This window comes from Polyangium mundeleinium, from assembly GCF_028369105.1.
Lineage (GTDB): Bacteria > Myxococcota_A > Polyangia > Polyangiales > Polyangiaceae > Polyangium > Polyangium mundeleinium.
This window is the reverse complement of sequence record NZ_JAQNDO010000001.1, coordinates 7,399,870-7,424,313: the sequence shown is the minus strand read 5'-3', so window position 1 is coordinate 7,424,313 and position 24,444 is coordinate 7,399,870. Positions and strand designations below refer to the sequence as shown.

21 protein-coding genes are annotated in these 24,444 nt (G+C 67.7%); 8 read left to right on the top strand and 13 right to left on the bottom strand.

Annotated features, from left to right (window positions below):
* Positions 1-8: 8 nt before the first annotated feature.
* The 7 genes from POL67_RS29475 to POL67_RS29445 form a co-directional block, all read right to left on the bottom strand.
* A complete protein-coding gene (locus POL67_RS29475; protein WP_271923087.1) occupies positions 9-1,490 on the bottom strand; it encodes a methyltransferase domain-containing protein in 1,482 nt (493 codons plus the stop codon).
* Between the two features lie 7 nt (positions 1,491-1,497).
* Positions 1,498-2,148, bottom strand: coding sequence for a transaldolase family protein (locus tag POL67_RS29470; protein WP_271923085.1), 651 nt, complete (start codon positions 2,146-2,148; stop codon positions 1,498-1,500).
* Between the two features lie 51 nt (positions 2,149-2,199).
* A complete protein-coding gene (locus POL67_RS29465) occupies positions 2,200-2,838 on the bottom strand; it encodes a D-glycero-alpha-D-manno-heptose-1,7-bisphosphate 7-phosphatase (protein ID WP_373372373.1) in 639 nt (212 codons plus the stop codon).
* Positions 2,835-3,452 carry a D-sedoheptulose-7-phosphate isomerase gene (locus POL67_RS29460; RefSeq protein WP_271923083.1) on the bottom strand — a complete coding sequence of 206 codons (618 nt, stop codon included), beginning with the start codon at positions 3,450-3,452 and terminating at the stop codon, positions 2,835-2,837. Before POL67_RS29460 ends, POL67_RS29465 begins: the two co-directional genes overlap by 4 nt.
* A 170-nt stretch (positions 3,453-3,622) precedes the next feature.
* Positions 3,623-5,527 (bottom strand): potassium transporter Kup, encoded by a 1,905-nt coding sequence (locus POL67_RS29455; protein WP_271923081.1) that lies wholly within the window; start codon positions 5,525-5,527, stop codon positions 3,623-3,625.
* 1,101 nt (positions 5,528-6,628) lie between these two features.
* Positions 6,629-7,711: a glycoside hydrolase family 5 protein gene (locus tag POL67_RS29450; RefSeq protein ID WP_271923079.1), complete on the bottom strand. Its 1,083-nt coding sequence runs from the start codon at positions 7,709-7,711 to the stop codon at positions 6,629-6,631.
* Positions 7,708-8,148 carry a cellulose binding domain-containing protein gene (locus POL67_RS29445; RefSeq protein WP_271923077.1) on the bottom strand — a complete coding sequence of 147 codons (441 nt, stop codon included), beginning with the start codon at positions 8,146-8,148 and terminating at the stop codon, positions 7,708-7,710. Before POL67_RS29445 ends, POL67_RS29450 begins: the two co-directional genes overlap by 4 nt.
* Here POL67_RS29445 and POL67_RS29440 point away from each other — a divergent pair.
* From POL67_RS29440 to POL67_RS29410, 7 genes are all read left to right on the top strand, one after another.
* Positions 8,138-8,407: a hypothetical protein gene (locus POL67_RS29440; RefSeq protein WP_271923075.1), complete on the top strand. Its 270-nt coding sequence runs from the start codon at positions 8,138-8,140 to the stop codon at positions 8,405-8,407. The two genes, POL67_RS29445 and POL67_RS29440, sit on opposite strands and share 11 nt — an antisense overlap.
* A gap of 264 nt (positions 8,408-8,671) precedes the next feature.
* Entirely contained in the window at positions 8,672-10,351 is a 1,680-nt protein-coding gene (locus tag POL67_RS29435; RefSeq protein ID WP_271923073.1) for an ABC transporter substrate-binding protein, read from the top strand.
* A 27-nt stretch (positions 10,352-10,378) separates the two neighbouring features.
* Complete coding sequence (locus POL67_RS29430; RefSeq protein WP_271923071.1) at positions 10,379-11,356, top strand: ABC transporter permease; 978 nt, start codon at positions 10,379-10,381, stop codon at positions 11,354-11,356.
* Between the two features lie 17 nt (positions 11,357-11,373).
* Positions 11,374-12,273, top strand: a complete 900-nt coding sequence (locus POL67_RS29425; RefSeq protein WP_271923069.1) for an ABC transporter permease — start codon at positions 11,374-11,376, stop codon at positions 12,271-12,273.
* Positions 12,266-13,231, top strand: coding sequence for an ABC transporter ATP-binding protein (locus POL67_RS29420; RefSeq protein ID WP_271923040.1), 966 nt, complete (start codon positions 12,266-12,268; stop codon positions 13,229-13,231). The genes POL67_RS29425 and POL67_RS29420 overlap by 8 nt, the downstream gene beginning before the upstream one ends.
* The gene (locus tag POL67_RS29415) at positions 13,228-14,235 is read left to right on the top strand and encodes an ABC transporter ATP-binding protein (RefSeq protein WP_271923038.1); all 1,008 of its coding nucleotides are present in this window, start codon (positions 13,228-13,230) and stop codon (positions 14,233-14,235) included. Before POL67_RS29420 ends, POL67_RS29415 begins: the two co-directional genes overlap by 4 nt.
* 15 nt (positions 14,236-14,250) lie before the next feature.
* Entirely contained in the window at positions 14,251-15,624 is a 1,374-nt protein-coding gene (locus tag POL67_RS29410; protein WP_271923036.1) for a GH1 family beta-glucosidase, read from the top strand.
* Here the strand turns inward: POL67_RS29410 and POL67_RS29405 are convergent, their stop codons facing one another.
* Positions 15,625-16,425 (bottom strand): hypothetical protein, encoded by an 801-nt coding sequence (locus POL67_RS29405; RefSeq protein ID WP_271923034.1) that lies wholly within the window; start codon positions 16,423-16,425, stop codon positions 15,625-15,627.
* Positions 16,426-16,615: 190 nt separating this feature from the next.
* On the opposite strand from POL67_RS29405, the gene POL67_RS29400 reads away from it, so the two are divergent.
* A complete protein-coding gene (locus POL67_RS29400; protein ID WP_271923033.1) occupies positions 16,616-17,425 on the top strand; it encodes a methyltransferase domain-containing protein in 810 nt (269 codons plus the stop codon).
* A gap of 17 nt (positions 17,426-17,442) precedes the next feature.
* On the opposite strand, the gene POL67_RS29395 is transcribed toward POL67_RS29400, so the two are convergent.
* The 5 genes from POL67_RS29395 to POL67_RS29375 form a co-directional block, all read right to left on the bottom strand.
* Positions 17,443-18,633, bottom strand: a complete 1,191-nt coding sequence (locus tag POL67_RS29395; protein WP_271923030.1) for a glycoside hydrolase family 5 protein — start codon at positions 18,631-18,633, stop codon at positions 17,443-17,445.
* Positions 18,634-18,641: 8 nt separating this feature from the next.
* On the bottom strand, positions 18,642-19,430 hold the full coding sequence (locus tag POL67_RS29390) for a CIA30 family protein (RefSeq protein ID WP_271923028.1): 789 nt from the start codon (positions 19,428-19,430) through the stop codon (positions 18,642-18,644).
* 132 nt (positions 19,431-19,562) lie between these two features.
* A complete protein-coding gene (locus POL67_RS29385; RefSeq protein WP_271923026.1) occupies positions 19,563-21,926 on the bottom strand; it encodes a glycoside hydrolase family 9 protein in 2,364 nt (787 codons plus the stop codon).
* 26 nt (positions 21,927-21,952) lie between these two features.
* Positions 21,953-22,726: a CIA30 family protein gene (locus POL67_RS29380; RefSeq protein ID WP_271923024.1), complete on the bottom strand. Its 774-nt coding sequence runs from the start codon at positions 22,724-22,726 to the stop codon at positions 21,953-21,955.
* Positions 22,720-24,414, bottom strand: coding sequence for a hypothetical protein (locus tag POL67_RS29375; protein ID WP_271923022.1), 1,695 nt, complete (start codon positions 24,412-24,414; stop codon positions 22,720-22,722). Before POL67_RS29375 ends, POL67_RS29380 begins: the two co-directional genes overlap by 7 nt.
* Positions 24,415-24,444: the final 30 nt, after the last annotated feature.

Here is a 24,444-nt window from a genome sequence, read left to right as displayed (position 1 = left end):
GGCCCGGCCTACCGGAGCTCGTACCGCGACGAACCGCGCTGCCCCACGGGCAGCGCGTTCACGAGCCGGATCATCGTCCAGACCGTGCCGGCGATCTTCCGCAGCTTCGATTGCCCCACGCGCTCCTGGTAGTCGATGGGCATCTCCACCACGCGGTAGCCGCATTTCGCCGGGAAGAGCAGCGTGTCGATGGGGAGGGCGTCGCCCTCGCCGTCGAAATCGAACGCGCGCATCATGCTCGACCGGTACGCCCGCATGCCGCTGTGCACGTCGCACGTCGGGATGCCGTGCATCACGTGCGCGAGGGCCGCGAACGACCGGTTCGCCAGGTAGTTCGGCAGCGGCATCGCCGCCGGCCGCGTGCGCGTGCGGGCGCAGTTCACCACATCCACGCCTTCTTCCTCGACGATCCGCCGCAGCACCGGGATGTAATCGGCCGGGTAGGTGAAGTCGCAGTCGAGGTAGATCAAGAGGTCGCTCTCGGCCGCGGCGCTGTACATGAGCAGCTCCATCGCCGGCCCATGCCCGCGCGGCGGGAGCTGCCGCAGCACGCGCGCGCCGAGCCGCGCCGCGATCTCGGGCGTCCGATCCGTCGAGCTGTCGACGCACAGGATCTTGGCGTCGGGCGCGACCCTCCGGATCTCGCCCATCATCGCCTCGATGCTGTCCTCCTCGTTCATCGTCAACATGCCGACGGTCAGGCTGAGCTTTCGCGCCTTCGGCGGCTTGCGGGCGACGTACACGTTCTGGAAGGACAAAAGCTCCGGCGCGCGTGCCGCGACCACGTCCTCCACCGGGCGCACGAGCCCCTGGTAGAGCTTGTACGGGAGCGACTTGCGCAGGCTCTCCGGATCGGGCGTCCCGCCGGGCGCCACGGCCCGTTGCGCGGACAGCACCACGTCCTTCGCGGCGCGTACGAGCATCGGGTTCTGCTCCAGCCGCAGCACCTCGAGCCCCGCGCGCTCCAGCATCTGCCGGCCCGTCTCGCGCGTGAAGAAGCGCAGGTGCGAGTCGTCGAGGATCCCGCTCTGCGTGTACACGAACTTCCCCGCGAGCAGCCCCAGGCGCACCGTCCACGCCGCCACGTTCGGCAGCGACACGATCACGTGCCCCCCGTCCTCCAGGTACGGGAGCAGCCGCCGGATCACCGCGATCGGATCGGCTACGTGCTCCAGCATGTCGGCGAAGAGCAGGAGATCAAAACTCCGGCCGGCGAGGCCCTTCGTCACGGCCTCGTCGCTCGTCACGTCGATCGCGAGCACCTCGTCGAGCCGCTCCTTGGCCCGGTCGATCGAGGCCGGGACGATCTCGATCCCGGTCACGTGCGCGCCGCGCTTTTTCGCCGCCTCGCCGTTCAGACCCACCCCGCAGCCCACGTCGAGCACCCGCCGCGGCCGCCCGATGGCGCCCACGAGCGCCATGTTTTGCTCCTCGACGACGTACTTCGTGTTCGTCGCGCCCTCGGCCGTGGAAGTGCCGTCTGCCGTCACGGCGGGGCTACTTAGCACGGCTCGCCCAGGCCGCGTTGAACTCGCGGATCGTCTCGTCGGTCTTCGGGTTGTGCAGCATCTTCCGCAGGATGGCCGGCGGCACCGTCACCACGTGCGCCCCGTGTGAAAGCGCCTCGTTCACGTCGAGGATGTGCCGGATCGACCCCACGATGATCTTCGCCCCGAGCTTCTCCCGATCGAGCTGCGCCCGCGTCTCGGCGATGACGGGCCGCACGTCGTAGCCCATGTCCCGCACCCGCCCGCTGAAGATCGACACGTACGTCCCGCCCGCGAGCGCCGCCAGGTAGGCCTGGTTGAAGCTCATGAGGCACGTCACGTTCGTCTCGATCCCCTGCGTCGTGAGCGCGTGCGTCACGCGCAGCCCTGCCTCGCCGAACGGCACCTTGATCACGATCCGGGACGGCGCCCACGCGTGGTAGCGGAGGGCTTCTTCCAGCATCGCGCCCTCGGTCTCGCTCACGAGCTCCACGGAGACCGGGCCCTTCGAGGCGGCGACGACCGCGCGGATGCGCTCTTCGAGATCCGCCGCGCCTGCCTCGCGCGCCAGGATGAGCGGGTTCGTCGTGACCCCGGCGATCACCCCCCAGGCGAAGACGTCCTTGATCTCCTTGGGATCCGAGCTGTCGAGAAAGAGCATGTCCACTCCGCGCTACGCGCCCGGCGGGGGCCGGGGGCGGCGGAGCATAGATCAGCCCGGCGCCGTGGCGAGCGAATCTCGGAGGCGCCGGGCGAGCTCGTCGAACCGGCTCGCCGAGGCATCCGGTCGGATCATCGGGATCTCGTCGAACCCCCCTCGCACCGGGCACATCTCGCAGCGCCCCCATTCGAAGAGGAGCCCCGCGCGAAGCCCCGCCCCGCGCGCCGCCAGCACGTCCACCGCCGCGTCGCCGACCATCCACGAGCGCGCCGGATCGAGCCCGAGCTCCTGCACGAGCGACAGCAACATCCCCGGCTTCGGCTTGCGGCACCCGCAGTCCGTGGCGAGCGTGGGATCGCCGCCCGGCCCGCCTTCCGGGTGATGCAAGCAGGCGCGCACCGCCTCGATGTGGATTCCTTCCCGGGCGAGCGCGTCGACGAGCGCCTGGTTCGTCCGGGTGATGGCGCTCTCGGGGATCTGCCCCTTCGCCGCGCCCGGCTGGTTCGTGGCGATGGCCAAGACAAACCCCGCGTCTTGCAGGAGCGCGAGCCCTTGCACGACGCCGGGCAACAGGCGGATGTGATCGGGGTGGAAGGCGCTCACCACGGCGCCGAGCTCGGCGTCGCGGACGAAGTCGATGAGCGTCCCGTCGCGGTCGAGGATCACGCCGGGGCGCGCGGGCCCGTTCATGCTTCGGCCACCATCTGCCGCAGCCGCTCGCAGATCAGGTGATGGTAGACCTCGTGGAAGCCCTCCACGTGCGGCGTCGACGTATGCCCGCCCGAGGTCCTCGGGACGATGATGGACGCGTCGGCCATCTGCCGGAGCGCGCCGCCGTCGTAGCCCACGAGCGCGACCACCTTGCCGCCGTGCTTCTTCACGAAATCGGCTGCGGAAACCAGATTTTGCGACCAGGGCCCGGCCTTGTCCGCGCCCGACCCGCCGTGCACGCTCAGGCACACGAGCACGTCGCCCGGGCCCATCGAGCCGTCGAGCTGCTCCAGGAAGATTCGGTTGAAGCCCACGTCGTTCGTGAGCGCGCTGAGGAGCGCCGCGTTGTCGCAGAGCGAGCGGCACTTGAAGCGCTTTTTGCCTTCCACCCAGGTGAACTTCGCGATGTCGCAGGCGAGGTGGCTCGCGTTCGCCGCGCTGCCGCCGTTGCCGCAGGTGTAGATGGTCCGGTCGTTTTTCCAGGCATCGAAGAGGATGTCGATGACGGCCGTCAGGTCTTGCCGGCTCGTACCGAGGGCGATCTCGGCCGTCTCGCGCAGGTAGGTGTCGACGAAATCGTGGGTGGACGACATGGGGCCGTCGTTCTAGAGCATCGACCGGTTCGATGCTCGGAAGATCGCGAAGCGATCTTCCCTCGGGGGGTGAATCGTCCGGGCTTTGCCCGGGCGAGAGGGGGACGCGAGGCGTCCCCCTCGGGACAACAGAGCTCGGACCCTGGGGAGGGGGGCGCGCTGTCCTGGCTTCACAGGTTGATCTGCATCCCGAACTCGACCACGCGGCCCGGCGGCAGCCCGAAGTAGGCCGTCGCGGGGCGCGCGTTTCGGGAAATGAAGGCGAACAGGCCTTTTCGCCAGCGCATCATCTTCGACCGCCCCGTGGGCAAGAGCGTCTCGCGGCCGAGGTAATAACTCGTGCGCTTGAGCTCGATGCCGAGCCCGTGCGCCTTGCAGGCGAGCAGCACGCTCGGCACGTGCGGCGTCTGCATGAAGCCGTACCGCGCCCGCACCCGATAAAAACCGTTCCCCTTGTCGATGACGCTGATGCGCTCCTCGGGCGGGATCTCGGGGACCCGCTCGCTCGTGACCGACAGCAGCACGACCTGCTCGTGGAGGACCTGGTTGTGCTTGAAATGGTGCAAGAGGACGGGCGGCGTCCCGTGCGGGTTCGAGGCCATGAAAACCGCCGTCCCGTGCACGCGGAAGGGATTTCGTCGGGTGACGTCCTCCAGGAATTGTTCGAGCGGCAAAAGATCGGCCTTGAAGGCCTCGCCGAGGATACGCCGCCCCGTCTTCCAGGTCGTCATCACCGTGAAAATGCCGGCCGCCATGACGACCGGGAACCAGCCGCCGTGGAGAAACTTCGCCGCGTTTGCCGTGAAAAACGAGATGTCGATGACCAGGAAAACCAGAACGGGCGGCACGGCTTTCCAGAGCGGCCAGCCCCAGCGCTGCCGCACCACGACGAAATACACGATCGTCGTGATGGCCATCGTCCCCGTGACCGCGATTCCGTAGGCCGCCGCGAGCGCGCTCGACGTGCGGAACGTGAGCACCAGGGCCACGCAGAGGACGAGCAGCGCGCGGTTGATCTCCGGGACGTAGATCTGCCCCTCGGCGTGCTTCGAGGTGTGGACGATGCTGACGCGCGGAAAATACCCGAGCTGCACGGCCTGCTGGGTGAGCGAGAACGCCCCGGAGATGAGCGCCTGCGAGGCGACGATCGTGGCTGCCGTTGCGATGGCCACGGTCGGGTAGAGGGCCCAGGAGGGGACGAGGGCATAAAAAGGGTTCGTCGCGGCGCCCGGGTTTCCGAGGAGCATCGCGCCCTGGCCGAAATAATTGAGCAGCAACGCCGGCCAGACCACGGTGTACCAGGCGGCGCGGATCGGACCGCGGCCGAAATGGCCCATGTCCGCATAAAGCGCCTCCGCGCCCGTGATGCACAGGACCACGGCGCCGAGCACCATGAACCCGTGCGTGCCGTGTTCCAGGAAAAACCGTAGGGCGTGGCGGGGATCCACGGCCGCGAGCACGGCCGGGTTCGCCACGACGAACCGCCCGCCGAGCACGGCGATGGTCACGAACCAGACGAGCGTGACGGGCCCGAAGACATTGCCGATCCCCCCGGTTCCGCGCTTTTGCGCCAGAAACAACGCGACCAGAATGGCGACCGTGAGCGGCACGACGGCCGGGCGCAGCTTGTGGGTCGCGACCTCGAGGCCCTCCATGGCCGAGAGGACCGAGATCGCGGGCGTGATGACGCCGTCCCCGTACAGCAGGGACGCGCCGAAGAGCACGAGCAGGACGAGCGGACCCGTCGGATTGTTTTTTCGCGGCGGGACCAGGGCGAGCAGCGCCATGATGCCGCCGGATCCCTGGTTATCGGCCTTCATGATGAACGTGAGATACTTGATCGTCACGACCATCAGGAGCGTCCAGAAGACCAGCGACAGGATCCCGAGGATGTTCTCCGGCGTGGGCTCGACCCGGTGCGAGGCGGCCGGGCTGAAGCATTCCTTGACCGCATAAAGCGGGCTCGTGCCGATGTCCCCGAAGACGACACCAAGCGCGCCGAGGAGCAGAGCCGCGCGGGGGCCATGGGCCACGGGCGCGCCAGGCTGAGCCGCCCTCGAGGGTTCGTCCGTCATCGTACGCAGAGCCCTAAGGCCATGGGAGCGGTGAAGCGAGCGAGCGGTGGCCCGAAGCGCCGCGCCCGGGGCTCCGCCCCGGACCCCGCGGGGGGCTGTCCGCCCCCTCGACCCCGGACCAGCGAGGCGCTGGACCCAGGGTTGAAAAACTGCGCGGTGCGCAGTTTTTCAAACAGGCCGACGAAGGAGCCGGGGGGCCAGCAGAACCCGGAGCGCGGCTGTCTCGAGCGGCAACGGTGCTGACCGGTCCGCGGGGCCCGCTGCGAGCGGCCGCGCGGTGGGTCGCGTCGTCAGGACGCGCCCGACGAAATGTACCCGAGGAGGCGCCCGGTCCGTGCAACGGGGGCGCGGGACGTGGGGACGTGCTTTGCGGGAGGGACAATGCCCGCGAAAACGGCGAAACGCTCGTTCCCCTTTGTCGGAACGCGCCCCACCCCGCGGCGGGACGTGTTCCCAGAATTGGGAACGTCCCCGGAAGCGGATCCTGGCGCGTTGTACGATGTGGGAAGAGCCTCGGGGGCGGCGTCGCGCGGCGTTCCGAAAAAGGGGAAGCCTCCCGGAAACGAGGCGGGGGGCCTTCCGAAAAAGGGGAACGACCTGGGAGACGGCTCCGCGCGTGGTCCAGAAACGCGGAAACGACCTCGGTGCAGAGGCGAGGGAGGTTCCGACAAAGGGGAATCGGGCGGGCAGCGGTTCCGGGCGCATTGCGAGGAGGTGGAGGCGGGTTCGAGGCGGCGCGGGCCTGCGTGAACGAGGGCGGAGGCGGCGGAGGGCCGCGCCCTTGGAGACCCGTGCTCAGGACCAGGGGTTGTCCACCCCTGGACCCGGACCAGCCAGGGGCTGGACCCAAGCTCGATGAACTGCGCTCCGCGCAGCTCATCGAACAGGCCCGGTCAAGACCGGCAGCGGCGTTGCCGCTCAAGACAGCCGCGTGGCTGGTCCTGTTGGCCCCCCGGCTTCTTCCTCGACCTGTTTGAAAAACTGCGCATCGCGCAGTTTTTCAACCCTGGGTCCAGCGCCTCGCTGGTCCGGGGTCGAGGGGGCGGACAGCCCCCCGCGGGGTCCGGGGCAGCGCCCCGGCGCTGGTCGGGGAAGAGAACGTCAATTGCCTTGCATGCGTGCCCGGACAAACACGCCGTGCCCTTTCAGGTACGTGCTCGTCCACCCGCCGGTGACGGGGGCATGAGGCGCGAGAATGCAGCTCGAATCCTGGCCGCAATTGTCGAGCTTCCAGGCGGTCCAGCCGATGCCGTGCGTGTTCATCCACTGGTGCCAGAGGCGCGCGGCGTCCAGGCATACTTGCCCGTCCGTCCCCCCGTCGGCGTGCGTGGCTCCCCACTCCGTCACGAAAAGGGGCAAACCTTTGGCGCGGGCGCCTTCGGCCTTGCCGCGCAAGAAGTCCGTATGGGTACACGCATAAAAATGCAACGTGTAAAGGAGGTTCGTCCCTTCCACCGGCGATTCCGCGGCGCGGTCCACGTCCTGCGACCAGTTCGGCGTGCCGAGCACGATCACGTTGTCCGGATCCTTCGCGCGGATCGCCGCGATCACGGCCTCGTGGTACGGCTTCAGGGTGCTCTGCCAGTCGAGATCCAGCGGCTCGTTGAACGGCTCGTAGATCACGTTGGGTTTGTCGCCGTATTTCGCGGCCATCTCGCTGAAGAACTGGACGGCCTGGTCCTTGTGCTGGTGCGCATTGTGATCGTGCCAGTCGATGATCACGTACACGCCCGCGGCGATCGCATGGTCGACGATCTGCTCCACCTGGCTCCGCGCCTTGTCGGGGTTCGTCAGGTACGCCCCGTCCGGCTCGACGCCCATGGCGGCGCGGGTCACGGTCGCTCGCCAGTTGTTCCGCATCCAGCGCAAGGCTTCAAGGTTTTGCGCGAAGCCTTCGTTTTCCCAGTTCAGCCACATGCTGCTCGGGCCCTTGAGCTGCACGCGCTCTCCGTTTTTATCCTGGAGCTCCGTGCCGACCACCTCGAGTTGCCCATGGATTTCGACCGGCGTCGGGCCCAGGTCCCCCGCGCCGACATCCTCGTCCGAGCCCATGTCCTCAGGATCGATGGTGGCCGGCGGCGGGCTTGAGGCGCCCCCGGGATCACACCCCGGAGCGCCCATCAAGAGGAGCGCACACGCGCCGAGGAGGCCCGCGCGTCGCACGAGGACGTCGGCCCGAATCACGGCTCCACCCCCCAGACGAGCGTGCCATTGTGGTAGAGCGTGACCCGGTCCCACTCGGTGAACGAGGTCTTCGTCGGATCGAACGAATAGTCGTTCGCCTCGTCGTAGCTGGCGTAATCCGACTTGTTGTATCGAGCCTGGACCTCGCCACTCTGCTGGCCGGGCGCGAGCACGTCGGCGCCGCTGAACGACACCTGGAGGTAATGGTCGGCGTTCGCGCCCGACGTCGTCATGAACGTGCCCGACACCTTCCCACAGCCGACGAACGCATAGTCGCAGTGAAATACCTCGGTCTGCGAACCGTTCGGCTCCAGCGTGTAGTAATAACGAATCGTCAGCTCGGAGAGCGACACGGACGCGTCGCTGCCGTTCACGACGTTGAAATGCGGCTTGATCTCGGCGTTCGTCGCGTTCGTATCCGACGCCTTGTACCGCACGTACAGGCCCGTCGGGGGCGCGCCGCCCGCGCCGGAGCTGCTCGCGCTGCTGGAGCTGGAGGAGCTCGCACTGCTGGAGCTTGAGGAGCTGGAGCTGCTCGCGCTGGAGCTCGAAGCACTGGAGCTGCTCGCGCTGGAACTCGAAGCACTGGAGCTTGCGGAGCTGCTCGCGCCGCCCGGACCCCCGCCGCCCGCTCCACCCGGACCGGTGCCGCCGGCTCCGGGTTCGAGGCCGCTCCGGTCCGGATCGACCCCATAAGCGCAGGCCGCGAGCAGCGCGGCGACGGAGACGAGGATCCCCATCCTCGCGGACGACACATCGAAGCCTCTGGTTCGCATGATGAACTCCCTCTCCTCGTCCCGAGAGAAGACACGCTGGTGGGACCGAGGCACCGGCAATGCCATATCATGGTCGCCTGCAAAGATCGACGCCGCCCGCCGCGTCAGAGTGACCTTGACGCTCGGCGAAAAATGCGGGTAGCGTCGCGGTGAAACGAATTCGATGGCCCTGAAAGATTCCTCGATGACACGATTGCGATGGCCCCGCCGGCGGTTTTTGGCGGCGACGCTCCTCGCCCCGCTCGCGAGCGCGTGCTCCGGGCGGCGCGGCGGCGCGCGGCGTGATCCCGGCGGTGTCCTCACGGTGTCGACCGAGCAGCAGGCCTCCTGGGTGCGCAACTTCAATCCCCTGCTCGCGCCCGGGAACATCCGCTGGCCCACGCGGGCTGGAATCTACGAGCCGCTTTTCATCTACGACACGATGGGCGGCAAGGTCGTCCCGTGGCTGTCGAGCGGCTTCACCTGGGGCCCCGACAAACGGACGCTCCATTGTACCCTCCGTCCCGGCGTCACCTGGTCCGACGGCCAGCCCTTCACGGCCGACGACGTCGTCTTCACGTTCGAGATCCTCCAGCGCCACAAAGCGCTTGATCTCTTCGGCGTCTGGTCCTTCCTCGACGACGTCCGGGCGACGGGCCCGGACATCGTGGTGTTTTCCCTGAACAAACAATACGTGCCGGGCCTCGTTTACCTCGGCCACCAGCCCATCGTGCCGCGGCACGTGTGGAGGGACGTACCCGACCCCGTCACGTTCACGAACGAGCGCCCCGTGGCCACCGGGCCCTTCACCGAAATCACCGTCTTTCAGAATCAGGTCTACGAGCTCGGCCGAAACCCGCGCTACTGGCAGCCGGGCAAGCCCGCCCTCCGGGGCCTCCGCTTCCCCGCATATCCCGGTAACGATCAGGCGACGCTCGCGCTCCTCCACGGCGAGGTGGACTGGGCCGGCAACTTCGTGCCCGACGTCGAGCGCATCTTCGTCGCGCGGGATCCGGCCCACCACCATTATTGGTTCCCGCTCGTGGGCGGGACCGTCATGTTGTATCCGAACGCCGCGCGGGCCCCGCTCTCGGACGAACGCGTGCGCAAGGCGATCAGCATGTCGATCGATCGCGCCCTGCTCGTGAAGGTCGCGATGTACGGGTATACCCGCGCCGCGGACGCGACCGGGCTTCACGACGGATACGCGCGTTTTCGCAGCCCCGAGGCCGCGGCCGCCGGCGACTGGATCACGCACGACATGGACCGCGCAGGGAAGCTGCTCGACGAGGCGGGGTATCCGCGCCGCGCGGACGGCCTGCGCGCCTCGGCCGAAGGCACGCCGCTCACGCTCGACGTCCACGTGGTCACGGGCTGGTCCGACTGGATCCGCGCCGCACAGATCATCGCCCAGGGCTTGCGCACGCTCGGCGTCACCTCGGCGGCGCGCGCCTACGACTTCAGCGCCTTCTTCGAGAAGCTGCAAAAAGGAGCGTTCGACCTCTCGCTCGGCTGGTCCTCGGACGAGCCCACGCCGTATCATTTTTATCGAGATCTGATGGGCACGGCGACCCTCCGGCCCCTCGGCGAGCCCGCCGCGCGCAACTGGCACCGGTTCGGCAGCGAGGAGGCTGACGTCCTTCTCGCGGCATTCGAAGGGGCGGCCGACGAGCGTGAGGAGATGCGCCTCTCGCACGCGCTCGAGCGCCTCTTCGCCACGCGCGCGCCGGTGATCCCACTCTTCCCGAACCCATCGTGGGCCGCGTTCAACACACGCCATTTCGAGGGGTTTCCGAGCGCGCAGGATCCCTACGCCAAACCCTCGCCCTACAGCGCGCCAGAGTGCTTGCTTGTCCTCACGCGGCTCACACCGCGGGGCGCGTGAGGGGAAAGGTTCACGAGGAGACGGCACGTGCGATACCTCCTGCGACAGCTCGGCCTGTACATCCTCGCGGCCTGGGCCTCGCTCACCCTGAATTTCATCGTCCCGCGCCTCGCGCCCGGCGATCCCGCCTCCGCGATGTTCGCGCGGTACAAGGGGCAACTCCAGCCCGAGGCGCTCGCGGCGCTGCGCGAGGCGTTTGGCTTCACGGGCGGGCCGCTGCACGAGCAATATGCCGCGTACCTCGCGCACCTCTTCCGCGGCGACCTCGGTGTTTCGGTCGCGTACTTTCCGGCCAAGGTCACGGATGTCCTCGCGATGGGGCTCGGCTGGACGGCGCTGCTCACGGGCTCGTCCGTGGTCGTCGCGTTCGCCCTGGGATCACTGCTCGGTGTGATCGCGGCGTGGCGAAGGGGCGGCGCCTTCGACGCGACGCTTCCGCCGCTGCTCGTGTTCCTCGGCGCGTTTCCTTATTTCTGGCTCGCGATGATGCTGCTTTATGGATTCGGCTTCACGCTCGACGTGCTGCCGCTGCGTCACGCGTACGCCGACACGCTCGCGCCCTCGATGAGCTTCTCGTTCGTCGCGAGCGTCGTCGAGCACCTGCTCCTGCCGGCGACCTCGATCGTCCTCGCGAGCGTGGGCGGCTGGATGCTCTCCATGCGCAGCTCGATGATCGGCGTCCTCGCGGAGGATTACGTCACGATGGCGCACGCGAAGGGCCTGTCGCCGCTCCGGATCATGTTCCATTATGCGGCGCGCAACGCGCTCTTGCCGAACGTCACCGGCTTCGGCATGGCGCTCGGGTTCGTCCTCGGCGGGTCGCTCCTCACCGAGATCGTCTTTTCGTACCCGGGCCAGGGCTATCTCCTCGTGCAGGCGGTTCGCAGCCAGGACTATCCGTTGATGCAGGGCATCTTCCTGACGATCACCATGGCCGTGCTCGCCGCGAACTTCCTCGTGGACGTGCTTTACGTATGGCTCGACCCGCGGACGCGCGGACGCTGAGGGCAGGGGAGCGCGTGATGCAGACACCGAAGATCCCTCGAAAAGCCGCCCTGGGCCTCGTGATTCTCGGGGTGTTTTTCCTGATGGCGCTCCTCGGGCCCCTCGTCGCGCCCCACGATCCCACGGCGTTCGTCGACATCCCGCTCCAGCCGCCCTCGCGCGCGCACCTGCTCGGCACCACGGGGCAGGGGCAGGATGTTTGGTCTCAAACGATTGCGGGCGCCAGATCGTCGCTCCTCGTCGGCTTCGTCGCCGGGCTCCTGATGACCACGATCGGCGCGATCGTCGGCGCTGTCGCGGGCACGTTCGGCGGGCTCGTCGACGACGTGCTCTCGCTCCTCACGAACGTCTCCCTCGTCATCCCTGCCTTGCCCCTGGCCGTGGTGCTCGCGGCGTACTTGCCCGCGGGTACGAAGGCCCTGCTCGTCGTGCTCGTCACGACGGGCTGGGCCTGGAATGCGCGGGTGATCCGCGCGCAGGTACTCTCGCTCCGCAACAAGGATTTCGTCGCCGCGGCGATCGTCACGGGCGAGAGCAGGCTCCACATCGTCTTTCGCGAGATATTGCCGAACATGACGTCGGTCCTCGCGTCGTGCTTCATCAGCGCGACGGTGTACGCGATCGGCGCGCAGGTCGGCCTCGAGTTCCTCGGGCTCGGCGACATGAGCCTCGTGACGTGGGGGACGAACCTTTATTGGGCCAGCAACGATGCCGCGCTCCTGACGGGCGCGTGGTGGACGCTCGTGCCGACGGGCCTCTCCGTCGCGCTCGTCGGCACCGCGCTCGTCCTCGTGAGCTTCTCCCTCGACGAGATCACGAATCCGCGCCTGCGCGCCGTGTCGGCCTCGGCCCGCGCCCTCGCCGCCCGCGGGATCCGCATGGGCGCGTCGACCCCGGTCGTGAGGGATCATGGCTGACGCGCCCCTCCTTTCGGTCGAGGATCTCGTCGTCGAATACATGACGCCGTCGGGCCCGGTGCGCGCCGTCGACGCCGTATCGTTCGTGCTCGAGCGCGGCGAGGTGCTCGGCCTCGTGGGCGAGTCGGGCAGCGGCAAATCGACGGTCGCGCAGGCCCTCGCGAGGATCCTCGGCCCGCCCGCGATGATCACGGCCGGCCGCGTGCTCTTCGAGGGCCACGACGTCCTCGCCATGCCCGAGGACGACCTGCGCCGCTTTCGTTGGCGCAAGATGTCCTTCGTCCTCCAGAGCGCGATGAACGCGCTTTGCCCCGTCCTGACGATCGGCGAGCAGATCATCGACATCCTCGTCACGCACGAGCGGACGAGCGCGCGTGCTGCGCGTGAGCGTGCAGCCCACCTGCTCGAGCTCGTCGGCATCGATCCTGCGCGGCTCGCGAGCCATCCCCACGAGCTCTCGGGCGGCATGCGTCAACGTGTTGGCATCGCCATGGCGCTCGCCCTCGATCCGCCGCTCGTCGTCATGGACGAGCCGACGACGGCGCTCGACGTGGTCGTCCAGCACGAGGTGCTTTCGAAGATCGCCGAGCTCAAGGAGAAGCTCGGCTTGTCCGTCCTCTTCATCACGCACGACATGTCGATCGTGTCGCAGTTCGCCACGCGCATCGGCGTGCTTTACGCGGGGCGCCTCGTGGAGATGGCGCCCACGCGTGAGCTCTTCCGCGCGCCGCGACATCCCTACACGAAGGGCCTGCTCGGCTCGTTCGTCTCCCTGCACGGCCCGCGCCGCAGGCTCGCGGGCATCCCGGGCTCCCCCCCTGATCTGCGTCGGTTGCCCGCAGGCTGCGCCTTCCGCGCGCGTTGCGCCGAGGCCACGGCGAGGTGCGCGATGGAAGCGCCCGCGCTGCGCGGGATCGGCGAGGACCACTCCACCGCTTGCCACCTCGTGTCTCCATGAGCGAGCCCGATCAAACGCCCCCGCTCCTCGACGTGCAGCAGCTCGGCAAGCTCTACCGCGTCGGAGGATGGTTGCGCCCGAAGCACCTGCGGGCGCTCCACGACGCCTCCTTCACGCTCGGTCATCGCGAGATCCTCGCGCTCGTCGGCGAATCGGGCAGCGGCAAGAGCACGATCGCGCGGCTCTGCGTGCGCCTCGAAGCGCCGACGAGCGGGCGTATCCTTCTCGACGGCCGCGACGTCCTTCACGAAGAGCGAGGCCGCGCGACGCTCGCGTATCGCCGCCGCGTGCAGATGATCTTCCAGGACCCGTTCGGCTCCCTGAACCCCGCGCGCACCATCGGCCAGCACCTCGAACGCCCGCTGCTCCTGCATGACAAGGCGAAGACGCGCGCCGATCTCTCCACTCGCGTCCATGCCTTGCTCGACACCGTGGGCCTCGTCCCTGCGCCCGAGGTCGCCGCGAAATACCCGCAGGAGCTCTCCGGCGGGCAGCGGCAACGTGTCGCGATTGCGCGTGCCCTCGCCGTGGAGCCGGATCTCATCCTCGCGGACGAGCCGGTGAGCATGCTCGACGTCTCGATCCGCGCCGACGTCCTCAACCTGATGCTCGACCTCAAGGAGAAGCGCGGCATCTCGTTCCTGTACATCACCCACGATCTCGCGAGTGCGCGGTACGTCGCGGATCGGATGATGGTGATGTACGCGGGCCACATCGTGGAAGCAGGGCCGAGCGACGCGCTGCTGGAAAAACCCCTGCACCCGTATACAAAGCTCCTGCTCTCGGCGGTCCCTGATCTCGAAGGCTCGTTTGCCCGCGGGCTGCCCGCGCGATCCGGCGCGCCCGCGCTCGTCGATCCGCCGCCGGGATGTCCTTTCGCCGCGCGTTGCCCGGACGTCACCGACGTTTGCCGGCGCGAAACTCCGCGCCCCATCTCGCTCGACGAGAGGCGCGTCGTCCGTTGTCACCTGTACCCCGAGCCTTCTCGGACCCGAAGCGAGTAAACCCAACGAGGCACCATGTCCAAGTACGTTTTTCCTGAGAATTTCGTGTGGGGTACGGCCACGAGCTCGTACCAGATCGAAGGCGCGGCGAACGAAGACGGCCGCGGCGAGTCCATCTGGGACCGGTTCTCGAAGACACCGGGCAAGGTGAACGACGGATCGAACGGCGATGTCGCTTGCGACCATTACCATCGCTATCGCGACGACGTCGCGCTCATGAAGGATCTCGGCGTGCGCGCGTATCGCTTCTCGGTGGCGTGGCCGCGCGTCTTGCCGAAGGGCCGCGGCGCGACGAACGCGGCGGGCCTCGATTTTTACGATCGCCTCGTCGATACGCTCCTCGCAGCGGGCATCGAGCCCTACCTCACGCTCTACCACTGGGATCTCCCGCAAGCGCTGCAGGACGAGGGCGGATGGGCGAACCGCGCCACCGCCGAGGCGTTCGCCGCGTACGCCGACGTCGTGAGCCGGCGCCTCGGCGATCGCGTCAAGAAGTGGATCACGCACAACGAGCCCTGGTGCGCGGCCCTGCTCAGCAACCAGATCGGCCTCCACGCGCCGGGGCTCCGCGACTATCGCGCGGCCCTCTCCGTGAGCCACCACCTGCTCCTCTCGCACGGCCTCGCCGTGCCCGTCCTGCGCCAGAACAGCCCCGGCGCCGAGGTCGGCATCACGCTGAACTTCGCGCCCACGTTCCCCGCGTCCCGGAGCGCCGCCGATCTCGACGCGGCAAGGCACCACGACGGTTACTTCAATCGCTGGTTCCTCGATCCGCTTTTCGGCCGCCACTATCCGGCCGACATGATCGCCGACTACATCGAGGCCGGGCACCTGCCGCCCGAGGGGTTCACGGACGTGCGCCCGGGCGACCTCAAGATCATCGCCACCCCCTGCGATTTCCTCGGCGTCAACTACTACAACCGCACCGTCACGCGCAGCGACAAGGTGCCCGAGGAGGAGAACCTCCCGCGCACCGTGCACGTCGCGCCGCGCTCGGAGTGGACCGACATGGAATGGGAGGTCTACCCCGATGGCCTGCGCCAGCTCTTGACGCGCCTGCACCTCGAATACGGGCCGGCGAAGCTCTACGTCACGGAGAACGGGGCGAGTTATTCGGACGGGCCCGACGCGGAGGGGCGCGTGCGGGACGAGCGGCGGACCCGCTTCTTGCGCGACCACTTCGTCGCGGCGCGCCGCGCGATCGACGCGGGCGTGCCGCTCGCGGGCTACTTCGTCTGGTCCTTGCTCGACAACTTCGAGTGGGAGCGCGGCTACACGCAGCGCTTCGGCATCGTGTGGGTGGACTACACGACGCAGAAGCGCATCCCGAAGGACAGCGCGCTGTGGTACCGCGGCGTCATCGCGGCGAACGCCGTCGAAGAGGGGTGATCACGCACCGCGGACACGCACGAACAGCTCGTCGGCGCAGTTGTCCCAACCATCCGCGCATTGGCTCAGCCATTCGTCCTCCGGCGAGCGTTCGTAGCGACGACCCCACGCGGCGCGATGCACGATGCGCCCCGCGTGCAGCAGATCCAAGCGCGTGATCGTCCTGTCGCCGCGTTGCACCCACGCCCCGAGCTCCCCGGGCTCCACCGCGCGGACCGGCGTGCTGCCTCCGTGGCACGGCGTCGTCGGGGTGGGCAATCCTCCCGCCGTTCGCTCCACGTCGGTGCCGAACCGCGCACCGGGACCCACCGCCATATCGATACGCTCGTTCAGGGCCAGGTGAGTCCCCGCGCAGGCGACCCTGTATCCCTCGGCCGTCTCTTCCCACGGCAGGCCTTCGGGCAGACGTCGCAGGAGCGTTTGATCCCGGGAAACGATGCGCACCTCGTCGAAGGCATACCGACAAGGACGCCGTCGCCGGTATCCATCGAACGCTGATTCCCCGAGGACGGGTGCCCATTCGTAGATGACGTCGGCGTCCGTGCCTTCGTCGGCGAAGCGCACCCAGATCTCCTCGAACTGCACGAGCTCTTCCACTTCGAGGTGGTACAAGCCGGCGCCTTTCCCCGAACCAACCTGCACGTCGAGGTAGCCGGGCGTCGCGAGGTCGTACCAAACGGGGACCCAGTAGGAGCCACGTTCGCCGAGGATCCGTTCGAGCAGTGATTCGGCTTGGGGGGCCGTCAGGACCTCGCCGGGGCCCAAGTACAAGCGAGCGAACTCGGTGAAGATGTTGGACATCGTGAGGAGAACCTCATTCCGTGGGAAACCCCCGCCTCCTCGGGCCTCCCGATGCGACCGTCTCGATATGTGAGCGAAAACGCATGTGTGAGTCCGCAGAGCAAGAAAATTCGACCAACACGCCACGTTTTGACAAAGCGAAGGCGCAGGGTGCGTCTCGACGCTCTACGAGGGAGTGAAGGTCGGAACCATGGGTGAGGAAGTTTATCTGCTCGGCCACAGCGCTTCGGAGGAGCAGCGGCTCGTGGGGCAGGCGGAAGAGCTGGCGGTGGAGGCGGATTGGCTCTTCGACCAGCTCGATGTCCGACCGGGCGCCCGCGTGATCGACCTGGGTTGTGGCCCGCGTGGCGCGCTCGAACAGCTCTCCGCGCGCGTGGGCTCCGCCGGCACGGTGGTGGGCCTCGAGCGCAGCCGAGGAACGGTCGAGATGGCGCGCGCGTTCGTCGCCGCGCGTGGCCTGAGCAATGTCGAATTGATGGAAGCCGACGCCCGCGCGACGGGCCTTCCGCCTGGCACCTTTGATCTCGTCCACGCGCGCCTCTTGCTCGTCAACGTCCCGCGACCCGAAGAAGTCGTCCGGGAGATGATGGCGCTGGCGCGGCCGGGCGGCAGGGTCGCGAGCCACGAGGCCGACTATACGTCGCATCGTTGTGACCCGCCCTGCGAAGCGTGGGACCGCCTTTTCCAGCTCTACGAAGCGCACGCGCGTGATTGTGGCGTCGACTTGTTCGTGGGTCGCCGGACCCATCGCTTGTTTCGCGAGGCAGGACTGACGGACATCCAGGTCCGACCGCTCGCGCACGTCTATCCGTGCGGCCATCCGCGTCGCGATATTTTTGCACGCTTCGTCAAGAACGTGCGCACCGCGTTGATCGAAGCGAGCAGGATCGAGCCGAGGGAGCTCGACGAGCTGATGGACGCCCTCGCGACGCACCTGGCGCGCGAGGACGTCCTCGTGATCTCACATCTGTTTTTTCAGGTGTGGGGACGAAAGCCCTGACCCTGGGGAACACCCCCTCAGGGGTTCTGCAGCGCGGCCTTGACGACCTGCCCGGACGCGCTCGGATCGCCGTTCCAGTTCGTGATGAGCGACGGAAAGTCGCAGCCTTTCGGGTACCAAGCCCAGCCAGTCCAGGACAGGCCGCGCTGCTTCGCGTACTCGAGGAGCTGGGTCGTGTAGTTCGTCGAGCAATCGAAGCTCCCGAACTCCGTGATGAAGATCGGATCGGTCGCTGCGAGGAAGCCGAACTTCTGCTCCCACGTCCCGGGCTGCTTGCTCTCGAAATCGTAGGGGTGCGTGACGTACACGATGTTGTTCCCCTGGACGCGGTTCTGCGACACGCCCGAGAGATCAAAGGCCCAGTCGAGGCCCCCGACGAGGACGAGGTTCTGCGCGCCCGTGGCCCGGACCGTGTCGTAGAGCTGCTGCATGCCCACGGCCTGGTAGCCCTCGCCGCTGTCGCCGCCGTTCCGCCACACGCCCCAGGAGACGTCCCGCGGCTCGTTGTAAAGCTCGAACAACACCCGGCCGTTGTTCTTGTATTTCTCGGCCACGGATTGCCAGAACTTCACCGAGTTCTGATCGGCCATCCGCTGCTGCTTCGTGTCCCAGTTGTTCATGTCTCCGCGATCCGACCAGTGCAGATCGAGGATGACATCGAGCCCGGCCTGCTGTGCCCACTGGATCGCCTGATCGATGTTCTGCTGGTATTGCCCGTCGTAACGGACGTGCCCCGGCAGCCAGAAGCCCTGGTTCAGCGAGAGGCGCGTGACGTTCGCGCCCCAGCCCTTGATCTTCTGGAAATCGGAGAGCGAGACGTTCTCGCCCTGGGGCGTCCATTCGTGCGACGGCCGCGCGAGCCCGCGGAACACGTGCACGTTGCCATTCTCATCGTAAATCTTGTTCCCCTGGACGTAATACCCGCCCGGGGGAACGGGCGGCGCGCCGCCGCTGCCGCCCGTGCCCGAGCTCGACGAGCTGCTGGAGCTCGACGAGCCGGGCCCGCTCGATGCACCCGACGCGCCCGCGCCGCCCGTGCCGCCCGCGCCGGGCGAGGAGCCGCCCATGCCCATGGTGGACTGGGCGCCGCCGTCGCCGCCCTGACCGCCCGTTTGGCTGGACGTCTCGCCGACGTCGCACCCGAGCACCCCGAGCGAGATCCCGAGGAGCGACCAACCGAGGAACACGAAGCCGCGTCGTGATTGCATGGGTTTCCTCACTCGTAGAAGGCGATGTCGTCGATCCAGATATCGAACGTCGCGCTCGCCCCCGCCTGGAAGTGGACGTAATAGAGCGCGTCCTTCTTGATCGCCGTCAGGTTCTGCTTCGACCAGTTCACGGTCGCGAGCTCGGCGAAGCTGTACTTGAATTCCTTCCAGTCCGTCGTGAGCGTGATGTTCGCGCCGAAGTCGTCGCTGCACGTCGCGCCGCAGTTGCCGGCCTCGGGCGTGGTCTGCGAGTCGCCGACGTTGAAGCGCACGGCGCCGGTTCCGCCGCCGATCTTGGCCCAGAACTGAATCCCCGCGAACTGCGACGCATTGAACGCCTTTTTCGCCACGCCGTCGTTGTTGAGGTCGAACCCGAAGCCGGCGCCCCACGTCGTGAACCCGCTGCCCTTCGTGTTCGCCCCGTACGCGCTCGAACCCCGGGGGGGCGAAAGCGCGGTCATCTCGAAGGGATCCCCCACGACGGGCGTCTGCGTCGCGCCGGCCGTCTCGTCGTTGTACGTGTACCAGGCGCCCAGCATGCCCGCGTTCGGGATGATCGAGCCGTTCTGGTCCTCCATGTCGTCGATGACGGTCACCTTGCCCGAGCTGCCGCCGCCGGGGCCGCCACCGCCCGGACCGCCGCCGCCCGGGCCGCCGCCGCCCGGGCCGCCGCCGCCGCTCGCGCCCGAGCCGCCATCGCCGTTGCTGGTCGAGCCCTCGTCGCACGCGGCGGCGGAGACCACGAGCAAGCCCATCACGACGGCGAAGAGAGCACGATTCTGGTTCACGAATTTCATGGCTATACCGAACCTTTCGGGGGGAGCGGAGGGGGCGCCGCTCGGTAAGGAATGGGGACATCGTAGCGGAGCCGCCGCGCGACCACAATGAGCCGCGCGTGATTCCGTTTTCGCTTCATTCGTTCGAGGAGATCAGAGTCGACCTTTTTCGTCGAGGAACGCAGCGATCCAGGCGAGGGGCGCATTCCAGTTGATGGTGATCTCGTTCAAACCCCAGGCCTCGATGTGATCGACGAAGCACTTCTGCGGCGCGCAGCCGGCGAGCCCCGCGGCCTGGCCGTAGGGATCGTCGAGCCCGGAGTTCGGGCCGCCCGAGACCGCGCCGGGCGGCGCCGTCGGGAACTTCGCGTCGACCTGGTTTGCCCAGAATCGATGGTGCGGGTTCTTGAGAGGATTCGACCCGTAGCCGGTCACGTACGACTGCACCATCGGGTTCTTGCCGAGGAGGTAATCCATCCCCTCGATCGCGCCGCCGAGGTACTTCGGCTTGCCCGTGAAATCGTGCGAGAGCGCGAGGATCACGAGGTTGTTCAGCAGGAACGAGTTCGAGCCCCAGGGGTACTTTTTCGACCCGCCCGCCTTGAAGGGCAAACGATACCCCTCGGCGTCGAGGATGCCGAGGTACGCGTCCGCGGCCGCGACGACGCTCGATCGCATGGCCGCGACGAGGTCCTTGTCGAGCTTGTTCGGGACGACGGCGAGCGAAATCGTGCCGAGCGCCTGCGTCATCTGCCAGGTCATGGACGTCGACGAGCCGCTGCCCGTGAACGCGCCCGTCTGGGGGACGGCCATGTAATGCTTCGACTTCGTGAAGGCCGTCTGGTACTCCTCCTTGCCCGTCGTGATGAAGAGCTCGGCTGCGGCCCAATAAAACTCATCGCTCACGTCGATGTCGTCGTACGGCCCGCCGCCCTGGTTGTCGCTCGGTGGCGCGTAGACCGCCGGGTTCGCCTTCGCCGCGGCCCAGGCCTTCTCCGCGGCGGCCAAGGTTTTCTCCGAGAACGCCGGATCGAGCGTCTTCCAGATGCGCGCCGCCTGCGCCGCGTTCGCCGCCAGGTTCAAGGTCGCCGCGGTGCTCGGCGGGCGCAAGAACCGCTTCATGTTGGCCTCGTGCGGCGCGAGCCCGAGCCCGGTCCATTTCTCGTCGTGGACCTTGTGGTGCACCATGCCCGCGCGCGGCTGGCCGTCCGGCACCTGCATCTTGAGCATCCACTCGAGCTCGTACCGCGCCTCGTCGAGGATGTCCGGGACCCCGTTCTTGTTCTCGGGGATCGCGAGCTTGCCGTCCCCGAAATCGGCCGCGCTCGTGCCGAGGTGCTTCACCCGCTCGTACTGCGCGAGCATCGTCCAGACCGAGATGCCCCCGTTGACCACGTATTTGCCGTGATCGCCGGCGTCGTACCAGCCGCCCGACACGTCGAGCGAATACGAGCAGCCCGTCCCCGGCGCGCACGGCACGCTCTTGTCGCTCGTATGACCGGCGGGGCGGGCCCATTTCTCCTCACCCGCGTGCGGCATGGTGATCGGCATACCGCTGCGGTTGTGATAGAAATACGCGAGCGCGTCGTACTTGAGCTTTCCGTAGAGATCCTTCCGGACGTTGAAAGGAAAGCTCGTCTCGCCCTCGACGCGCAGCTCGTACTTGTCGCCGACCTTCGCGAACGAGGTGAAATCCACGACGTGGACGTGCTCGCCGGACGCGGGATCGTCGCCGAAAACCGCGGTCGTCCCCTTGGCCACCGACTCCTTGCCCTCCCGGACGATCTCCCAAGCGAGGGGCTTGTTCGGCGCGGCCTTCACGATCGCCTTCTTCACGAGCCCGGGGAAATACCCGACCTGGTTGACCCGCACCTTGGGCAATTTCACCTGCGGCGGCGGCGGCGGCGCCTTGAAGTCGGGATCGTCCAGACGAATATCGTCCAGGCAAATCGTCACGCCCCCCTCGGCGGCGAGGCCCCCGCCCATGTGAAAGGCGAGCTCCGCCGTCGGATCGTCGCCCCTGCCCATGACGAACGCGCCCTCGAAGCGCTGCGGCTTCGTTTTCAGCTCGATCGTGCTCGACCAGTATTCGGCGTACGGCGGCCCGGCCATGCCCACCTTCGGACGGACGCGCGTGGCTTTGCTCGCCCAGGCCTTGAAACGCACGGTGTACGTGTGGCCGCGCTTGACGACCATCTCGCGATGGCGGACCTGCGCGTCCCAGGGGTTTGCGCCCTTCTCGTCGATCTTCAGGCAAAACGCGCCGTTCTCGACGGCCGCCTTGCCCGCCGCGGGCGCGGTGAACGACGTCGTCCACGGCAGGCTCGTGCCGTCCTCGAAATCGCTGTTCTTGAGCAGGTTGTTGCCGGTCTGCGGCGCCACCTGCGGCCCATTCGCCACCGGCGCAGGGCCCGGATCGCTGCTGGGCGCGTTCGGGTCTTGCGAAGCGGCGCCGGGCGTGCAGCCCGAGAGCAGGAGGGCCAGGCAGAGCGTGCTCGATGAGGTCGCGTTGCGCATGACAAACCTCGCGGAACGTCCCCGCATCACGGGCACCCGGTGAACTGGATGTCGTCGATGTAAATGTCGTAGTCGGCCCCGGGCGTGTTCACCTGCCACTGCACGCCGTACATCTTCGTGCTGTCGGACGCGCCGGGGCGGGGCTGGCCCCACCCGGCCTGCTGCTGCGCCGCGCTGAACAAGACGAAGTACTGGGTCCACGTCGTCGTGAGCTGGATGTCCATGCCGAAGTCGTTGAAGCACTCCGTGCAGACCTTGCCCTCCGGATCCGTGTTCACGTCCGGCAATTTCACGCGCACGGCGCCCGCCGAGTTTTCTCCGCGCTTCGCCCAGAACGAGATGCCCTTGTATTGCGAGACGTCGAAGGGCGCCTTCGGATCGACGAAGTTGAAGCCCATGCCCGCGAAGACCGTGCCCGATCCGCCGACCTTGCCGTTCATGCGCGCCGCGCTCTGCGAGCCGTTCGCGCCGCCGGGGCTCATCGAAAACGTGCCGCCCAGCGCGCCCGCCTGCGGCGTGATCGTCGAGCCGGCCTTGTCGGCGAACGTGTACCAGTAGCCGCCCCGGCCCTTGCTCATCGCAAGCTGGTTGTTGTTGTCCTCGCCGTCGTCGAGCACGCCATCGGCCGGACAAGCCTTGGCGTCCGGTGAGTTCTCGACGCCCGTGCCGGCGCCCGCACCCGCGCCTCCGCCGCCCGGCGCGCGGGGGATGCATCCGGAGATCGCCGGCGCGAACGCGCAAAGCGCGACGAAGGCCCCCACCGTGTATGTCATCGCCTTGTTCATGTTCGTCTTCACCACCAGATCGAGGCCTGCAGCCGGATGACATTGAGATCGGGGCGGGTCGCCGGCGCGCCGCGGGTCCCGGGATCCTGGTTCGTCGTCGTCGCGCCGAAGCCGTCGGGCAGCGTGGGCGCCGCCGGCGCCTGCGTGCAGAGCAGCGGCTCGGCCGTATTGCCGCACTCCCGCTGGTTGAAGAAATAACGCGAATACTGGAGCGCGATCTCCTCGTGCGCGAGCCAGTCCGACCGGAAGACGATTCGCGGCGAGAGGATCGCGAACGACTGCTCGGGGATCCTGGAGTTCGGCTGCAAGCGGTCGAAGCGCATGCCGAGCCCGAGCCACGATTTGATGCGGCCGTTGAGGTCGAAGCCGTACTTGAGCTTCCGGACGCCATCCATGTCGGCATCGTCGCTCGAGATGAAGTTCACCATGGTGAAGGCCGCGATCTTGAGGTCGGGTCCCTCGCCCCAGTACCGCTGTCCCGGCGTCTTCATGTTCGTGAGGATGTTGGCGATGCTGAGCTCGTATTGCGCGAGCAGCGTGTTCACCGCGCCGTTGCCGTTGCTCTGGCGCGTCGGTCCGTCGAGGTAGTTGCTCGTGATGCCGAGCGCGAACTCGCCGCCGCCGTTCGCGTGGATCACCTCGACCGCGGGCCCGACCACGCGCGCGTTCTCCGCGGAGACGTGGGAAAACCCTGCGTAGAGATAACCGTACATGTTCGCGTCGACGCGCACGTCCGCGCCGATCACGCTCATGTTGCCGTTCGGCACGTTCGTCAGGGCCGAGCCGGGCCGATCCTCCTCCTGCGCCCAGGTGTAAAAATGATGCAAGGAGAGGTCGACCGTCTTTTTCCAGCTCACGCCGGCATGGAGGTGATTGACGAGCGTGAAGCGGGCGTCGTTGTAGATGCTCGGGTTCGGGCGGCGCACGCCGAAGCCCTGCTCGCCCCACAGGGTCCAGTCGGCGACGTCGATCTCCATGCGGAGCGTCTCGCCCAGGGTATGCGTGCGGCCGAAGAGGAACGTGTCGTAGTACCCGGCGTCGTAACGGCCCGCCATGCCATAGCGGCCCCAGAAGCTGCCGACCTTGGCCTCCAGCCGGACGTTCTGCCACGGCAGCTCCGGCGTCAGCGTGATCCAGCCCTGGGCAATGCCGAACTGCGCGAGGTTCTCCTTCCACGCGGCGTCCGTGAAGTTGAAGGCGAGGATGCCCGCCGTGGCCTTGGCCCACCCCTTCGAGTAGCTGAAGTAGAGCTCGGCCCAGTCGCGCGCCTGGTGGCCGGTGTATTGCCAGTTCAGGTATTGATCGTCCGGCACGACGGGCGCGTGCAGGGTCGTCCGGCTCTGATCGGGCAGGGGGTTGTCGCGGGCGCCGATGCCGATGCGCATCGGGGCGCGGAAGTAGCCGTGGAAATCGAATCCCTCGGCCTTGTTCCCGGCATTGCCTCCGGAGCCCGTCACCACGGGGCTCGAGTTGCCGAAGCTCGGCGGCGGGCCCTGGGGCGTCTGGACATCGGGAGCGGCCGGCTTTTGCGCCGTTTGCGCGGGCGCGGGCTTTGCGGGCGCGGCCGCCGCCGAGCCTCCCGCGCTGGTGTTTTGCATCTGCACCGGGGCGTCCTCATCGGCAGCCTTCGGATCGCCCTGCGCCAGCGCCGGCATGGGCGCGAGCACACCACAGAGCAGCATGGTCAACGAGGACAAACGCATCGGAGCTCCTCTCACCACCTCTGGAAATAC

Excerpts from the sequence above, each read along its gene's own strand:
- POL67_RS29410 (WP_271923036.1), top strand. The coding sequence starts at position 14,251 with ATGTCCAAGTACGTTTTTCCTGAGAATTTCGTGTGGGGTACGGCCACG.
- POL67_RS29400 (WP_271923033.1), top strand. The coding sequence starts at position 16,616 with ATGGGTGAGGAAGTTTATCTGCTCGGCCACAGCGCTTCGGAGGAGCAG.
- POL67_RS29455 (WP_271923081.1), bottom strand. The coding sequence starts at position 5,527 with ATGACGGACGAACCCTCGAGGGCGGCTCAGCCTGGCGCGCCCGTGGCC.
- POL67_RS29375 (WP_271923022.1), bottom strand. The coding sequence starts at position 24,414 with ATGCGTTTGTCCTCGTTGACCATGCTGCTCTGTGGTGTGCTCGCGCCC.
- POL67_RS29465 (WP_373372373.1), bottom strand. The coding sequence starts at position 2,838 with ATGAACGGGCCCGCGCGCCCCGGCGTGATCCTCGACCGCGACGGGACG.
- POL67_RS29415 (WP_271923038.1), top strand. The coding sequence starts at position 13,228 with ATGAGCGAGCCCGATCAAACGCCCCCGCTCCTCGACGTGCAGCAGCTC.
- POL67_RS29435 (WP_271923073.1), top strand. The coding sequence starts at position 8,672 with ATGACACGATTGCGATGGCCCCGCCGGCGGTTTTTGGCGGCGACGCTC.
- POL67_RS29460 (WP_271923083.1), bottom strand. The coding sequence starts at position 3,452 with ATGTCGTCCACCCACGATTTCGTCGACACCTACCTGCGCGAGACGGCC.
- POL67_RS29395 (WP_271923030.1), bottom strand. The coding sequence starts at position 18,633 with ATGCAATCACGACGCGGCTTCGTGTTCCTCGGTTGGTCGCTCCTCGGG.
- POL67_RS29385 (WP_271923026.1), bottom strand. The coding sequence starts at position 21,926 with ATGCGCAACGCGACCTCATCGAGCACGCTCTGCCTGGCCCTCCTGCTC.
- POL67_RS29420 (WP_271923040.1), top strand. The coding sequence starts at position 12,266 with ATGGCTGACGCGCCCCTCCTTTCGGTCGAGGATCTCGTCGTCGAATAC.
- POL67_RS29470 (WP_271923085.1), bottom strand. The coding sequence starts at position 2,148 with ATGCTCTTTCTCGACAGCTCGGATCCCAAGGAGATCAAGGACGTCTTC.
- POL67_RS29390 (WP_271923028.1), bottom strand. The coding sequence starts at position 19,430 with ATGAAATTCGTGAACCAGAATCGTGCTCTCTTCGCCGTCGTGATGGGC.
- POL67_RS29405 (WP_271923034.1), bottom strand. The coding sequence starts at position 16,425 with ATGTCCAACATCTTCACCGAGTTCGCTCGCTTGTACTTGGGCCCCGGC.
- POL67_RS29425 (WP_271923069.1), top strand. The coding sequence starts at position 11,374 with ATGCAGACACCGAAGATCCCTCGAAAAGCCGCCCTGGGCCTCGTGATT.